Origin of the sequence: Enterobacter cloacae complex sp. SHL001 (assembly GCF_049236825.1) — a bacterium.
Lineage (GTDB): Bacteria > Pseudomonadota > Gammaproteobacteria > Enterobacterales > Enterobacteriaceae > Enterobacter > Enterobacter hormaechei_C.
On record NZ_JBMKIP010000004.1, the window covers coordinates 346,596 to 363,121 of the forward strand.

The following is a 16,526-nucleotide window of genomic DNA, read 5'->3' on the forward strand; positions in this document are numbered from 1 at the left end:
ATGAATACCAATAACATCAAAAAATATGCTCCACAGGCTCGTAACCAGTTCCGCGATGCAGTGATCCAGAAGCTAACCACGCTGGGGATTTCCGCCGATAAAAAAGGTACTTTGCGAATTGCGGATGCTGAGATCGTCGGCGAAACCGTGCGCTATGGTCAGTTCGACTACCCCAAATCCACCCTCATTCGCCGCGATCGTCTAGTCAAACGCGCCCGCGAGCAGGGCTTTGACGTACTTGTTGAGCACTGTGCCTACACCTGGTTCAACCGCCTGTGCGCCATTCGTTATATGGAGATTCAGGGTTACCTTGACCACGGCTTCCGTATGCTCTCTCACCCGGATAATCCTACCGGTTTTGAAGTGCTGGACCACGTGCCGGAAGTGGCGGAAGCGCTACTGCCGGAGAAAAAGGCGCTGCTGGTCGAGATGAAACTTTCCGGCAACCAGGACGAAGCCATCTACCGTGAATTGCTGCTGGCCCAGTGCCACGCCCTGCACCGCGCGATGCCGTTCCTGTTTGAAGCAGTCGACGATGAAGCCGAACTTCTACTGCCGGATAACCTGACCCGCACCGACTCTATTCTGCGCGGTCTGGTAGACGGTATTCCGGAAGAAGACTGGCAAGACGTTGAGGTTATCGGCTGGCTATACCAGTTCTATATCTCTGAGAAAAAAGATGCCGTTATTGGCAAGGTAGTAAAGAGCGAAGATATTCCTGCCGCCACCCAACTGTTTACCCCGAACTGGATTGTGCAGTATCTGGTGCAGAACTCCGTTGGCCGCCAGTGGTTGCAGACCTACCCGGACTCGCCGCTAAAAGGCAAAATGGACTATTACATAGAGCCCGCCGAACAGACGCCGGAAGTGCAGGCGCAGCTGGCTGCTATTACCCCTGCCAGCATTGAACCGGAAAGCATTAAAGTGCTCGACCCGGCCTGCGGTTCCGGCCATATTTTGATTGAAGCCTATAATGTGCTGAAAAATATCTACGAAGAGCGCGGCTATCGCGCCCGTGATATTCCACAGCTGATTCTGGAAAATAATGTTTTTGGTCTCGACATTGACGACCGTGCCGCACAGCTTTCCGGCTTTGCCTTATTAATGATGGCCCGTCAGGATGACCGCCGGATATTCACCCGCGAGGTGCGTCTGAATATTGTCTCCTTGCAGGAGAGCCTGCATCTGGATATTGCTAAACTGTGGCAGCAACTGAACTTCCACCAGCAAAATCAGACCGGCAGCATGGGAGATATGTTTGCCGAAAATGCCGTATTGGCCCATACCGACAGCGCGGAATATAAGCTCTTAATGCGCACGCTGAAGCTGTTCGTGAACGCCAAAACGCTGGGCTCGCTAATTCAGGTGTCGCAGGAAGAAGAAGCGGAGTTGAAGGCGTTTCTTGATGCGCTGTATCGCCTGGAGCAGAAAGGGGATTTCCAGCAGAAGACGGCAGCAAAGGCGTTTATTCCGTATATTCAACAGGCGTGGTTACTGGCTAAGCGGTATGATGCGGTGGTGGCAAATCCTCCGTATATGGGTAATGGTGGCATGAATAGTGAGTTAAAAACGTTTGCTAAAATAAATTTCCCAGACAGTAAAACAGATTTATTTTCCATTTTCATGCAGCATGCTTTTTCATTGCTCAATGCCCATGGTTTTAACGCACAGATAAACATGCAGTCGTGGATGTTTCTATTAAGCTATGAAAAATTAAGAGATTGGCTCTTAGAAAACAAAGCATTTATTACTATGGCCCACCTTGGGCCTCGAGCATTCAGCCAAATATCTGGAGAAGTGGTACAAACAACAGCTTGGGTGATCGGGAATTTTGAGCTAAAAAGAAACAAACCAGTTTTTTTTCGCTTGACAGAAGGAAATGAAATAGAAAAAAGTAACAACCTTAAAAACAAATATTTTATTTTCAACTCAATACAACAAGATGAATTTAAATGTATCCCTGGTGCGCCTATTGCTTATTGGGAAGAAAGTCATGTTCGGGATCTATTTATTAATTCTCAACAATTAGGTGAACAATGTGAGCCCAGAGTCGGTCTACAAACGAATGACAATGAGCGTTTTTTGCGTTTTTGGCATGAAGTAAGCCTCAACAATATATGCTTTAATGCAACTGATTCTGCTTCTGCTATCCAAAGTCATAAAAAATGGTTCCCTATTATAAAAGGCGGTGAGTATAGAAAATGGTATGGCAATTCAGAATATGTTGTTAACTGGGAAGATGACGGAAAAGAAATAATTGAGCTCGCCACAAAACTTTATGGCAGCCCTACCAGAACAGCCAAAAACATGCCTTATTATTTCCGAGAAAATATAGGGTGGTCAAGAATTTCGACGGGTAAAATTTCTCTTCGTTATTATCCAAATGGGTATATATTTTCCGATGCAGGCTCATCTATTTTCTTCGATAGGAAAGAAGATTTATTTTTTATCCAAGCGATACTAAATAGCACTATTTCTCAAAGGTTATTCAAAATATTATCGCCAACCATTACTTTTGAATCAGGAACAGTTCGCAAATTTCCAATCCCAAAAAACATCTCCAACTCAGAGAGAGAGGAGATAATAAAAACAACTCAGTCTCTTATTGAATTTCATAAAAAAGACTGGGGTGAACATGAAGCAAACTTAGGTTTTCAAGCACCTCTTTTAACTATTGCATTTAAACAAACCGAAACCATCGAGCAAGGTTGGATATATCTTTCTACTCATGTTGAAGATACTATACATTGCTGTTATGAACTTGAGATAAAATTGGAAAGATTGCTTTCGAAAATATATGGACTAGAAAGCTCGTATCATGATGAATTAACCTTAGTTAAAAATAAATACCTGAAAAACAAAGGTCCAGGAAGTTATATTATTGATATGTTGAGTTATATAAGTGGTGCCATGATGGGCCGTTATTCCCTCGATCGCGAAGGCCTGGTCTACGCCCACGAAGGCAACAAAGGCTTTACCGAACTTGTCGCTGAAGGTGCCTACAAAACTTTCCCTGCCGACAATGACGGCATCCTGCCGCTGATGGATGACGAGTGGTTTGACGATGACATCACCTCTCGCGTTAAAGAGTTTGTCCGCACCGTCTGGGGCGAAGAACACCTGCAGGAAAACCTTGATTTTATTGCCGAAACTCTCTGTTTATACGCGATAAGTCCTAAAAAAGGCGAATCTGCGCTGGATACCATCCGTCGCTATCTTTCCACTCGGTTCTGGAAAGATCATATGAAAATGTATAAAAAGCGCCCGATCTACTGGCTGTTCAGCTCAGGTAAAGAGAAAGCGTTCGAGTGCCTGGTCTATCTGCATCGCTACAACGATACGACGCTGGCGAGAATGCGTACCGAATATGTTGTGCCGCTGCTGGCGCGCTACCAGGCTAATATCGATCGCCTGAACGAACAGGTCGATGGTGCCTCCGGTGGAGAAGCCACCCGGCTGAAACGTGAACGTGATAGCCTGAGCAAAAAATTCAACGAACTACGCAGTTTTGACGATCGCCTGCGTCACTATGCTGATATGAGAATCAGTATTGATCTCGACGACGGCGTTAAGGTTAACTACGGTAAGTTTGGCGATCTGCTGGCGGATGTGAAAGCCATTACCGGCAATGCGCCTGAGGTGATTTAATCAAATAACTTACCTTCCCACACCACCGGGCTTCTGCCTGGTGGTGATCTCGATACGGGAAACCAGCCTTATTCAGGCATTCATCACCTCCAGTTCATGATAAAATGCGGCTTTGTGTCAGAACGCGGAACACGGTTCCCAAGGCGTTCAGACATCTTCGAACTTACCGAATCAACATGGGATTGTGACCTTGCAAAATCAGGAATTTATTGCCGGCCTTAAAGCAAAATTCGCCGAACACCGCATCGTTTTCTGGCACGATCCCGATAAGCGTTTCCTCGAAGAGCTGGGCAACCTCGAACTGGAGAACGTCACGCTGCTCGATATGACCGACCAGTCGCAGCTGGCGGTGAAAAAGCGCATTGAAATTGATGAGCCTGAACAGCAGTTTTTGCTATGGTTTCCCCGCGATGTGCCTACAAAAGAGTTCGACTGGCTGCTGGATATTCGTCTTTACAGTACGGAATTCCATGCCGACTTCGCCGCCATCACGTTGAATACGTTAGGCATTCCGCAGCTTGGCCTACGTGAGCATATCCAACGCCGGAAGGCATTTTTCAGCACTAAACGTCTTGCTGTCTTAAAAGGCCTGGTGACTGAGCAGGAAAACGAAGCCTCCCTTGATAAGAAGATGGTTGCGGTCATCGCTGGCGTGAAAACAGCAAAAACGGAAGAGATTCTGTTCAGCCTGATTACCCAATACGTTAATCAGCAAAAAGATAACGACAGCGACCTGGAAAACACGCTGGCGATGCTGAAACGCCACGACCTGGAAGGCGTTCTGTGGGACACTCTGAATCAGGAAATGGGCTACCAGGCCGAACAGCCTTCTCTGGAGAACCTGATCCTCAAGCTGTTCTGTACCGATCTCTCCGCGCAGGCTGATCCGCAGAAACGCGAATGGCTGGAAAAAAATATGCTGACCACGCCGTCAGGCAAAGCATCCGCGCTGGCCTTTATGGTCACCTGGCGTGCCGACCGTCGCTACAAAGAAGCCTATGATTACTGCGCACAACAGATGCAAGATGCGCTGCGACCAGAAGACCAGTATCGTCTCAGCTCGCCATATGATCTGCACGAGTGCGAAACCACACTGAGCATTGAACAGACCATTATTCATGCGCTGGTGACGCAGCTTCTGGAAGAGAGCACCACGCTTGACCGTGAAGCCTTCAAGAAGCTTCTGTCTGAACGCCAGAGCAAATACTGGTGCCAGACGCGTCAGGAATACTACGCTATTTATGATGCACTTCGTCAGGCTGAGCGGCTGCTGAATCTGCGCAATCGTCATATTGATGGTTTCCACTATCAGGACAGCGCAACGTTCTGGAAAGCGTACTGCGAAGAGCTGTTCCGCTTTGACCAGGCCTACCGCCTGTTTAACGAATACGCGCTGTTGGTTCACAGCAAAGGCGCAATGATCCTGAAAAGCCTGGATGACTATATTGAGGCGCTGTATTCCAACTGGTATCTGGCAGAATTAAGCCGGAGCTGGAATAAGGTTCTGGAAGCCGAAAACCGTATGCAGGAGTGGCGTATTGCGGGCGTTCCACGGCAGCAGAACTTCTACAATGAGGTGGTTAAGCCGCAGTTTAATAATCCACAAATCAAGCGCGTATTCGTGATTATCTCCGACGCGCTGCGTTACGAAGTGGCAGAAGAGCTGGGCAACCAGATCAATACCGAAAAACGCTTTACTGCCGAACTGCGTTCCCAATTGGGCGTGTTACCCAGCTATACCCAGCTGGGAATGGCGGCATTGCTGCCACATGACGAGATATGCTACCAACCGGGTAATGGTGACATCGTTTATGCGGACGGGTTGTCTACCTCAGGTACGCTTAACCGCGATACCATGCTTAAGAAATATAAAGGGATGGCAGTAAAATCGGACGATCTTCTGAAATGGAAAAATCAGCAAGGACGAGATCTTATTCGCGATTACGAAGTCGTTTATATCTGGCATAACACCATTGATGCCATGGGTGACAGCGCATCTACGGAAGAAAAGACCTTCGAAGCGTGCCGCAACGCAGTGGTTGAACTGAAGGATTTAGTGACCCGTGTAATAAACCGTCTTCATGGTACACGCATTATCGTCACGGCGGACCACGGTTTCCTGTTCCAGCAGCAGCCCCTTTCCGGGCAGGATAAAACCACGCTGCAGATCAAACCGGACAATACGATTAAAAACCACAAACGCTTTATTATCGGTCATCAGCTCCCTGCCGATGATTTTTGCTGGAAAGGAAAAGTGGCGGATACGGCAGGCGTGAGCGATAGCAGCGAATTCCTGATCCCGAAAGGGATCCAGCGTTTCCATTTCTCAGGTGGAGCGCGGTTTGTCCACGGTGGTGCCATGTTACAGGAAGTCTGCGTTCCCGTATTGCTGGTGAAAGCGCTGCAGAAAACGGCTGCCGAGAAGCAACCTCAGCGTCGTCCAGTAGACATTGTGAATTACCATCCGCTGATCAAACTCGTCAATAACATTGATAAAGTCAGCCTGCTGCAAACCCATCCGGTAGGTGAGTTATACGAAGCGCGAACTCTGAACATCTTCATCGTCGATAACGCCAATAATGTGGTATCCGGTAAAGAGCGAATCTGCTTTGACAGCGATAACAACACAATGGAAAAACGTGTGCGTGACGTTACGCTGAAGCTGATTGGCGCGAATTTTAATCGCCGTAATGAATACTGGTTGATACTGGAAGATGCGCAAACGGAAACGGGTTACCAGAAGTACCCTGTGATTATCGATCTGGCATTTCAGGATGATTTCTTTTAAGTGAGGCGATATGCAAACCCATCATGACTTACCCGTTCCAGCCGTCTCCGAAGGGGAACTCGTCGCAGAAGGTTACGATCTGGACGCCTTACTGAATCAGCATTTTCGCGGTCGGGTGGTGCGTAAAGATCTGACCAAGCAGCTCAAGGAAGGGGCTAACGTCCCGGTCTATGTGCTGGAGTATCTGCTCGGTATGTACTGCGCTTCCGACGATGACCAGATCGTCGAGCAAGGGTTGCAGAACGTTAAGCGTATTCTGGCTGACAACTACGTCCGCCCTGATGAAGCAGAGAAAGTGAAATCGCTCATTCGTGAGCGAGGATCCTACAAGATCATCGATAAAGTATCGGTAAAGCTCAATCAGAAGAAAGACGTTTACGAAGCCCAGCTCTCCAACCTCGGCATTAAAGATGCACTGGTTCCGCCGCAGATGGTCAAGGACAACGAAAAACTGTTGACCGGCGGCATCTGGTGCATGATCACCGTGAACTACTTCTTTGAGGAAGGACAAAAAACGTCGCCCTTTTCTCTGATGACGCTTAAACCTATCCAGATGCCCAATATGGACATGGAAGAGGTATTTACCGCACGTACGCACTTCAACCGCGACCAGTGGATTGATGTCCTGCTACGTTCCGTGGGTATGGAACCTGCTAACATTGAGCAGCGAACCAAGTGGCACCTGATCACCCGCATGATCCCTTTCGTGGAAAACAACTATAACGTCTGTGAACTGGGTCCACGCGGTACCGGTAAAAGCCACGTCTATAAAGAGTGTTCGCCAAACTCACTGTTAGTTTCCGGCGGGCAAACCACGGTTGCAAACCTGTTTTACAACATGGCTAGCCGCCAGATTGGCCTGGTCGGCATGTGGGATGTGGTCGCGTTTGATGAAGTAGCGGGGATCACTTTCAAAGATAAAGACGGCGTGCAAATCATGAAAGATTACATGGCGTCTGGCTCGTTTTCCCGCGGCAGAGATTCGATTGAAGGCAAAGCATCGATGGTGTTCGTCGGCAACATCAATCAAAGCGTAGAGACATTAGTCAAAACCAGCCATCTGTTAGCTCCCTTCCCTGCCGCGATGATCGACACGGCATTTTTCGACCGCTTCCATGCCTATATCCCCGGCTGGGAAATTCCGAAAATGCGCCCGGAATTCTTTACCAACCGCTACGGCCTTATCACAGATTATCTCGCCGAATACATGCGGGAAATGCGTAAGCGCAGCTTCTCCGACGCAATCGATAAGTTCTACAAGCTGGGTAATAACCTCAACCAGCGCGACGTTATCGCTGTAAGGCGCACGGTTTCTGGTCTATTGAAACTTCTTCATCCCAATGGCTCTTACAGCAAAGAGGACGTCCGAGTTTGCCTGACCTACGCCATGGAAGCCCGACGTCGTGTCAAAGAACAGCTTAAAAAGCTGGGCGGACTGGAATTTTTCGATGTGAATTTCAGTTACATCGATAACGAAACGCTGGAAGAATTCTTCGTCAGCGTGCCAGAACAGGGCGGCAGCGAATTAATTCCTGCTGGCATGCCCAAACCTGGCGTTGTGCATTTGGTCACGCAAGCGGAAAGTGGCATGACGGGTCTGTATCGCTTCGAAACTCAGATGACCGCAGGCAATGGTAAGCATAGCGTTTCTGGTCTGGGATCAAGTACCTCGGCTAAGGAAGCTATCCGGGTTGGATTTGACTATTTCAAAGGCAACCTCAGCCGCGTTAGTGCAACAGCGAAATTTTCTGAACATGAGTACCACCTGCACGTAGTCGAATTGCACAATACTGGACCAAGTACCGCGACCAGTCTGGCAGCACTTATTGCGCTGTGTTCCGTTTTACTGGCGAAACCCGTTCAGGAACAAATGGTCGTGTTAGGTAGCATGACGCTCGGTGGAGTAATCAACCCCGTTCAGGATCTGGCGGCTAGCTTACAACTTGCTTTCGATAGCGGCGCGAAAAAGGTCCTTCTGCCGATGTCTTCCGCGGTAGATATCCCGACGGTGCCAGCCGAGTTGTTTACCAAATTCCAGGTCAGTTTTTACTCTGAACCTGTAGATGCGGTTTATAAGGCGCTGGGAGTAAATTAAGACATACCGAGGAATGGATCACATTTCTCGGTATGTTAATGCCCATATTATTTTTATTTAATATAACATCATCCTAAATACATTTATTTTATGAAAAATTTCCCGGTAAAATAATAATGAAACTTATTGCTAACGGATTAAATAGAGAGTTTTTTAGATCATGTTTACCTCCTCCAGGTAAAGAAATTGATGGTGTTGTTGCCGCCATTGCTTATGGAGATGATAAAACCACGCTCCTCGATCATTGCATAAAAAACCATCACCGACTTGATATTTGGATGCGATATGATCATACAGTTCCTGTATCGCCTGCATTTTTATCAAAACTACTCGTTAACGTTAAAAATAATATTTTTTGTAAACTTATACCAGATTACCTGCACAGCAAAGTTATTTGGTGGAAGGGATATGGCGCTTATATTGGTTCAGCCAATTTAACTGAGCGTGCATGGTACTCGAATATAGAAGCTGGTATTTTCTTCACTGAGAGTGATTTATACAGTTCTAATTTAATTGAACAACTAGAGGAATTCTTCGATAACTTAGCATCGCTTGACTCTTGCGTTGATCTTAGTAAAGAGATTATTGATGAACAAAGACAATTATTAAAACTAAAAATCGAATTAGAGAAAAAAGAACGAGAGCTTATCAAAAAGCGGGAAATACCTGAATGGGGTGGTGTGAATTTTGTTGATAACAAAAAAACTAAAGATAGAAGGAAAGAGAGTTTCCATAAAGAATGGGAAAGCACATTTTCAATCATTAAGAGTATCTCAGACCAAATTAATGATTACAGACCTGTATGGATATCAGAAGATACTCCACAATTTTGGCAAACCGATCAATTTTTACACGCATACTATTATAAGAAAGTTCATCAACAAGATAATACTTATCCTTTTGAGGATTATCACCGTACCAATAGTAAAAACCCACAAGCAGCATTGATGAGTATGCTCTCCTGGTGGAAAAGCCAATCAGTTCCTCCGTCTAATGAGGATATTCATCTTGGGATTTACGCTCCCTATATTCGCGAACACTTTTCAAAAAATAATATTGGCTCATTGACAGAGGATAAGCTCTATCAAATATTCGCTTATACACATGCAACAATGGACCATGTGATAAAAATGAGCGCTGAAACATTTGGCTATTCAGCCAAAACATCCTTAAATAAGGAAGAGCGCGCCGTTTTATTCACAAAATGGATCATGGGCCAAACCAATCAAAAAGGCATGACTATTGCTGAATTGCTCAACTATGTCCTCTACGGTGGAAAGCCTTCCTTAATGTGGGAAAGGATCTATCTGGCAGGCAAAGACGAGGAGTACAAATTCCAGCATTACGGTATTAACTCTATTGCTGAAGTGGTCGGTTGGGCAAGGCCAGAAGATACGCCTCCCAGAAATGGCAGAACCAATAAAGCCTTGCGTGCATTAGGCTATCCAGTTCGAGTGAATATTTAGTATCGCCTTTCACTCAAACCTATAGCAACGCCTGTTTAAACATAAACAGGCGTCGAAAACTCAGGCAGGCAAATACGTTTTCTTGAGTGGAACTAATAGCTTAGTCTCTATATCCACTTGCTCATAGTTTTCCACTAACGCACGAACCAGATCGTCAAGCGTCCATAGCGTCAACGGGATTGTAGAACGATCGGCTTCATAGCGCGCATCCTTGCTGAATCCGCCTGTACTGACATACAGCCCGCGATCGTCTTTATGACGGCCACCGATAAAGCTACGAATTTGCTGGCTACTCATCTGTTCCCGCCGATGCTTTACCTCAACAATAATGCGTGGATTTTCGAACCCAAAGCCGTCAGGTGAAGCAATGATATCTTTCCCACGGTCAGCACCAGCAGGCGATACCTGAGTTTTATATCCCATGCTGCGTAACACGCCAGCGACCAGATTTTGCATCTCATCCCAGTCGAGACGGTTGATACGATCCTTGATACCTTCAAAAGCGATCATTTCCATGTCGCGCAGAGGATTAGAAACAACCTCATCCTCTTCACCTAAAACAGTTACTTCCGGCACGACATCTGAAACAGGCTTTTTGCCCTGCATTAATTCATTCACGGCAAACTCAGGCACCTGAAAAACCGTTAGCGTAGAGCCAAGGGTGTTTCTAGTTGCATCACTCAGACTATCGCGCTTAATCTCTTCCGCGTTCCACTTCACTTTACGGGCAATGCCCATGCCATCTTCAAGCCACTCGGCATGAAACTCAAAATCTGAGGCGATTTTCCCTATCAAATAAGTCCGATTAGAAGGTGAATAAGTGATAGCCCAGTCACCTTTCTGCATCTCATTCACAAAGCGCCAGACCTGGGAAGCACCGGAACGAACTGTGCCTGGCTTAGTCTGTGGCTCAAGCTCCTGATACCGGGTAAACAACTGCTCTCTTGAGCATCCCGTTTTCACATAGGGAGCGAGCTGCGACCAGCCGATTGCAACAACCTGTTTGTCCCTGAAGTCATCGTACAATTTTCCGCCATCACCGCGGATCATCCACATTTTAGTCGCCACAATAATTCCTTCTGAAAATGCCTCACCGTGCGGGCAGAAACTGTCTACCAGAATATGGTCATTCCATTCAACCATCTTATGCTGGAAAACAGTCGATAAGATGGCCAATCAAATTCCTACCCTAAACCTGACGCCTCTCAAGACTATTGTAAATTGCCTCAATCTCGCCCTTCAGGTTATCACCGCAATAAACCATTGATGTATCGTATCGTTCATATCGCGCTTCACGTGTCGCGCTAAACCAGTTGAACGATCCCACGCACAGCAAACCATCATCTCCAATAACAATTTTGCTATGAACACGATTGACCAGTTTTGTCGCAATACCAAGGGCGTTCAGTTTCTCCAGCGCCGCTTTGAGGTTCTGCTGCTTCTCTTTTCGCTTCTCAAAATCATTATGTTCAGTGTTGTAGCTTCTGTCAGTGACAATCGTGACGTTAATACCACGTGAACACGCCGCAATCATAGAATCAAGAAAACCGGTTTGCTCCAGTTTTTGCCAGGTCAGCCATGGAGAAACTATCGTGATGTGTTTACCGGTATTTTCAAACGTCTGATTCAGGAAATTATCATGCTGCTCCACACCATGGAGTGTGTATATTTTGGTCTCGGCAGTTTTTAAATCCTTACGCTCTTTATAGTCAAAAGAGAGCGCATTCTTTTCTGACTCAAAGAGATATTTTGCCAGTAATCCCCGCGGAGATGAGGCTGGCTGGATCTCAAACAGGTCCATATCGCCGAAGACCAGGAAACTGTCCTTCGCACGGGAGATAGCAACGTTCAGCATGCTGTTATCGCTATCAATAAACCCGCCATCCTCATGCTTTGAATAGACTGGCGAGAATATAACAATCGCTCTTTCCGCCCCCTGAAGAGAATGCACGGTGCCCACCGTGAGCGACGTTTCATTCGCGCCTGTACTGATGCCTTGTTTACCCAACGCCTGTTTGATGGTCGATACCTGAGCGCTAAAAGGCGTCACGATACCGACAACCTCATGAAGCGATTTGCCGTAATGCGCTTCAATATCTTGCTGGTTATCTGTCAGCCAGGCAGCTATCGTTTCAGCTTCAAGCAAATTATATCGACTTCCGCTACTTGCCAGTTCTCCTTTACCATCAATATGGAGATAACCCATGGCGGGCATTAAATTGCTCTCTTCACACCCTCTTTTAGGCAACAACTTACCGTGATAGCAGAGCGTATTGCAGTATCCAATAATATTATCGAAGCACCGGCGGTGTTCATATAAGTACATTCCACGAGCCAGTTCGGGATCATATTGATAGCGTGAGGCACACTGCGCTATTTTCATGACGCTGCCAGATGCGGCGCTTTTACCAAGCTCTGCGATTGCCGTATATTTCTCAGTAATCTCTTCTTGTGTACTACCTGACAGAATTTTTTCCGCCAGCATGTTACCTATATCAATAGCGGGAGCAATACTCCATATTGGCGGGATCTGTTCCGTATCACCAATCACTAATGCCTTTTTAGCTAAGGCAAACGAGGCAGCAGCCACTTCAGGAAGCACCTGCCCGGCTTCATCGACAATGAGTAAATCGGCAAAATCATATAAATAACTTTTCTCGAATTTACGCTGACCTTTGTGTTCACTTATCTGCATATTGCCGGGCAGCATATAGCAGGTCATGACCACGCATGGGGTAAGTTTCATTCGGCGTTGCCAGCGGGCGGCTACCCCTTTAGCACCTTTCTTGCCCTTCTCTTTTTGCAGATCATCGATCTTCGCCATATCCATTAGCCAACGACCTTCCCAGTAGTGGGTCGTCAGTAAGAATGCAGGGAAGCGAATCTGCGTATCAGCCAGTTCATCTGCCTGTGAGAAGCTCAGCTCCTCGTTGCCCTCATGCCCTAAATCAAGTGCCAGATTCTGCCACTTCTGAGCCGCCTGCTGTTCTTTAAGAACAATTTCATGGGCGGAGTCAATCTGCTGCCGGTAGGTTGTTTGCTCGCGCTCAGCGGAGTTGAGCAGTCCATCTATATTACGTTCGATGGTTTCAGGATCAGACCAATTATTTCCCGCAATCAACGCACCTAATTTATCTTCTAGAAACAGCTGTATTTGGTACTGCCGCTTACTGCGAACCGCTGGTAGCCATGAAAATAATGAATAGATCAGTGATTCACTGGCTCGATATTTTTTCCATTCCGCTTTAGCACTCTTCAGTAGAGTGACTTTTTGTTCTTGCCCGGAAAGTAATTTATTTAAATTAGCGAGATATTGCTCAATGTCGTTAGCAATAAGCTCACGCGCAGCCCGAACCTGGCTTAACGTTTGCCATGTTGCGTTCAGTCTTACCAGTTGTTCGAATTTTTCTGCCAACTGGCTATGCAGGAGTTCAATGACCTTTTCAGGGGATGAACAATCTTTTTCAGGAAAGGCTGCCTTAGCTTTCTCCAGATAAAACAGCAGTGCATCCTCTACATACTCTTTTGACTCAACCTGGTTGAAGAAATCTTCAGTTTGGTATTTTTTGGCTGCTTCGGCTTTACGAGTGCTTGAGGGGAAATAAGCGCCGAAGCTTTTCAGCTCTGGCAACCATCGTCCGGCCATAGCACCAGTACCCTGGGAAAAGTCTTTCCCGAACGCCTCGATAATGTTCGTTACAGCCTGGTTATTCGTTGAAGTTGCGATAATAACCGGAGGTTCTGCTTTTTTGAGAGCCGCTCTGGCCCATTGAGTGGCAATAATAGAAAGCACCAGCGTAGTTTTCCCGGTACCCGGAGGGCCGTTAACGGCAAGGATATCGCCATGCCTGGCATCCAGAAAATGGCTTAAGGTATCGCGCTGAGCCTTTGCAAGCGGGAACTTATCTCCGGAGTGTCCAAGCCTGTCGCTGAATTTTGCTTCCGGAGCGAGCAAAGACTCTGCAGCATGAACCTCCCGCGAGGCGAAACGATTGAAGAGCGGCACATCCTTTTTGCAAATAAGCAGGTGATCATAAAGCGAAAGGATATGGAAACTGGCACCGCCAGATTGCGCAGTTTTAACAATATAACCGTGCTCAGCGAGTTCATATTGCTCGGGATTTTTAATCCAGTCGCCGACAACGTTCTTCAGTAGTCTCTCTGAATCATCCAGATATTGACGCCAATCCTGCTGCCAGGCTGCATATCGTGCTTCTCGTTCTTCATCTGTTTCGGCGGTCTTATCAACGCTGTCATCAAAGTTGATAGAGAATGACGTATGTGTCGTTATGTATTTGTCATACTGCTCAATCTCACCAATCGAAAATGCTCCTTTTAGCAAAGGTTCAAGCAGGTCTCTGGGAATGGTGGTCGCTGGCGTCGGATATAAAAAACCTTCACGGCTCAACAGGGCTGGCGTCACTATCGGGGTAACAATATCAGGCGCACCAGCGGAACGGTCCTTTCCATGCTGCAGTAACCGGAAATAAACCTTTGGCCGCAAGATGACATCGACTGTTTCGACGTCGTCTTTTTCTCCTTCAAAAAATTTATCGACGATCGCTTCGTCAATACGTCCCGCCGCTATCCCATGCCAGTGAGTGAAATTTTTGGCATCTTTCCGTTCAAAACTGCCCTTTCCTGACTCAGCATCTGCAAGCGAGTTGCGCCAGTATGAGGCAAACCCTAAAGCATTTTCATCCATTATCAGTCCTATGACTCAATGAAATCCATTGATTTATCGAATATAAAATCACCGTATGGATAACCATTGTCCACGTTGAAAAGCTGGCTGCAATGTTTTGTTCACGCTTCGATAAAAATACTCGGGTTATACGGAGTTCAGGAGGCAAGCATATCCTGCTGCATGGCGCATAAAAGCTTTATAACCGAAGCAGCAGAGGGTTACCGGTTACACGGCACGCTCCAGAAGCCCGTGAGCCCTACTGGCAGCGTTCAATGCAATATTGGAACCTGTAAATTCAGACAATAGCGCTGTCGAAGATGGTTCTGTATGTAGGCTCTCCAGCTATTGTTTTGTCCGATGCTTGCGAATAAAAGCATTCAAAGTGTCGCCTTCACCATGCATGACAGAAAAAGAATATTCACATTCTTTCTTTATCAAGATTCCACATAACTCCTAGTGCAAATCTACATTAACTCCCTTTCCTTTCTGCGCTTTCTTCACACCGAGCTCACATGAACTGATTAATTCAACGTTACAGGGTTTCTTCAAACAATTCACACCATCAATAAAGCCCTGGAGAATGCATCTATTTGCGGTCGTATCACTGTAGGAGAAGGTCAGATATTTTATTTTCCCTTCGCATTCCAACACAACTTCCGCCGAACCTTCACGTGTTGCAGCATCACAACTTCCTGTTGAATATATTTTTACCATCTTCACTTTGTACCTTTCCCCCTACCAAACGAATCATTACATCCTATATCAAAGGCATTCTCGTCAAAACTTAACTATCTCAGTAAATTCTCACGATGCCATTCCAGATAACAATACGATTCAACAGAAAACGCCTTTATTTTCTCGGGCAACAAACACTGCTCTTTAACACTAATATCCAGCTCATTACTAATTAATAAACGCCCATCGTTCTCAAACGAAATCCATCCCTGATCAAATAGAATATCAATGTGCGCAGATAATATAATACCATTATAAGGATCAAGACGTTCATTCCCATTCTCGCAGGCAGCCCACGGTTTTATATGGCTGGCACGGAGTAACGGCGCAAACGTCGTCCCCGTAACAGGGCATGCCGGATACAACATGAGACAATCTTTCCGAAAGGTACCCTGCCCCAGCCGTGCCGCAATCAACTGCTCGCGTACAGTATCTTCAATACTTTTATCCTGCTGGATAGCCAGGCAATCACGTTGTGCCTGTTCCTCTCCATCAGACGATATTAACGAAAGAACGTGCTGCTCAATTGCACTATCAGAAAGCACACTCAATCGCTGATGCACACGCTGCGCTGAATGAGAAAGCGCAGCAGGAGCGCCCTGCTCGTCACACCAGCCGACACGCACATCACTAAGCCAGGAATCAAAACGGTCACGGCTATTTTTCAGACTATTGTGAAACTCGCTGGCGGTTTTACCCGCTCCAAAGCGAGGATAAAACAAGGCAAAAGCCTCTTTCCATTTCTGAACACCCAGTCCTACGGGTGGTTGAGATTTACCGTACTTCGACAAATACCACGCCACTTCAAGCAAATCGTCTTCCGAGCTATTCAATGTTACATCCTGTTTTTCCAGCGTAATTCATCACCAGATTATGTCTGAAAAGATCGTTAACTAAACTGATCAGGTTAGTTGTTTTAGAAAAAACATCTCACATCGGTTTTCACCATCAACAAGCACGACACGCAACCAACAACACAAAAAGGAATACGCCATGCCCCCAAATAGAATCCGCCTGGAGTGGCTGGCGCTGGACGAGGCCGCATAAGTCATCCAGCAGCACAACACCACATCACCTTATAAAGATTATCCAATAAACTGTCAGGTA

General features: G+C 46.4%; 7 protein-coding genes. 4 read left to right on the forward strand and 3 right to left on the reverse strand.

The window, feature by feature from the left end; translation table 11 throughout:
• The 4 genes from pglX to ACOTYH_RS13810 all read left to right on the forward strand — a co-directional run bounded on the left by pglX (position 1) and on the right by ACOTYH_RS13810 (position 9,997).
• Entirely contained in the window at positions 1-3,648 is a 3,648-nt protein-coding gene (gene pglX / locus ACOTYH_RS13795; protein ID WP_063413557.1) for a BREX-1 system adenine-specific DNA-methyltransferase PglX, read from the forward strand.
• A 190-nt stretch (positions 3,649-3,838) separates the two neighbouring features.
• The gene (gene pglZ / locus ACOTYH_RS13800; RefSeq protein ID WP_080398104.1) at positions 3,839-6,436 is read left to right on the forward strand and encodes a BREX-1 system phosphatase PglZ type A; all 2,598 of its coding nucleotides are present in this window, start codon (positions 3,839-3,841) and stop codon (positions 6,434-6,436) included.
• A 10-nt stretch (positions 6,437-6,446) separates the two neighbouring features.
• On the forward strand, positions 6,447-8,531 hold the full coding sequence (gene brxL / locus ACOTYH_RS13805; protein ID WP_001193068.1) for a protease Lon-related BREX system protein BrxL: 2,085 nt from the start codon (positions 6,447-6,449) through the stop codon (positions 8,529-8,531).
• 116 nt (positions 8,532-8,647) lie between these two features.
• Positions 8,648-9,997, forward strand: coding sequence for a phospholipase D-like domain-containing protein (locus tag ACOTYH_RS13810; RefSeq protein ID WP_058688923.1), 1,350 nt, complete (start codon positions 8,648-8,650; stop codon positions 9,995-9,997).
• A gap of 60 nt (positions 9,998-10,057) precedes the next feature.
• Here ACOTYH_RS13810 and ACOTYH_RS13815 read toward each other — a convergent pair whose 3' ends face one another.
• The 3 genes from ACOTYH_RS13815 to ACOTYH_RS13825 form a co-directional block, all read right to left on the reverse strand.
• A complete protein-coding gene (locus tag ACOTYH_RS13815) occupies positions 10,058-11,047 on the reverse strand; it encodes a restriction endonuclease (RefSeq protein WP_086626231.1) in 990 nt (329 codons plus the stop codon).
• Between the two features lie 139 nt (positions 11,048-11,186).
• Positions 11,187-14,702, reverse strand: a complete 3,516-nt coding sequence (locus tag ACOTYH_RS13820) for an AAA domain-containing protein (protein WP_058688922.1) — start codon at positions 14,700-14,702, stop codon at positions 11,187-11,189.
• Between the two features lie 770 nt (positions 14,703-15,472).
• Positions 15,473-16,252 (reverse strand): HNH endonuclease, encoded by a 780-nt coding sequence (locus ACOTYH_RS13825; RefSeq protein WP_058688920.1) that lies wholly within the window; start codon positions 16,250-16,252, stop codon positions 15,473-15,475.
• Positions 16,253-16,526 lie beyond the last annotated feature (274 nt).

What these genes read in the sequence shown, in the direction of transcription:
- pglX (WP_063413557.1), top strand. Translation starts at nt 1, where the DNA reads ATGAATACCAATAACATCAAAAAATATGCTCCACAGGCTCGTAACCAG.
- brxL (WP_001193068.1), top strand. Translation starts at nt 6,447, where the DNA reads ATGCAAACCCATCATGACTTACCCGTTCCAGCCGTCTCCGAAGGGGAA.
- ACOTYH_RS13810 (WP_058688923.1), top strand. Translation starts at nt 8,648, where the DNA reads ATGAAACTTATTGCTAACGGATTAAATAGAGAGTTTTTTAGATCATGT.
- ACOTYH_RS13815 (WP_086626231.1), bottom strand. Translation starts at nt 11,047, where the DNA reads ATGATCCGCGGTGATGGCGGAAAATTGTACGATGACTTCAGGGACAAA.
- ACOTYH_RS13820 (WP_058688922.1), bottom strand. Translation starts at nt 14,702, where the DNA reads ATGGATGAAAATGCTTTAGGGTTTGCCTCATACTGGCGCAACTCGCTT.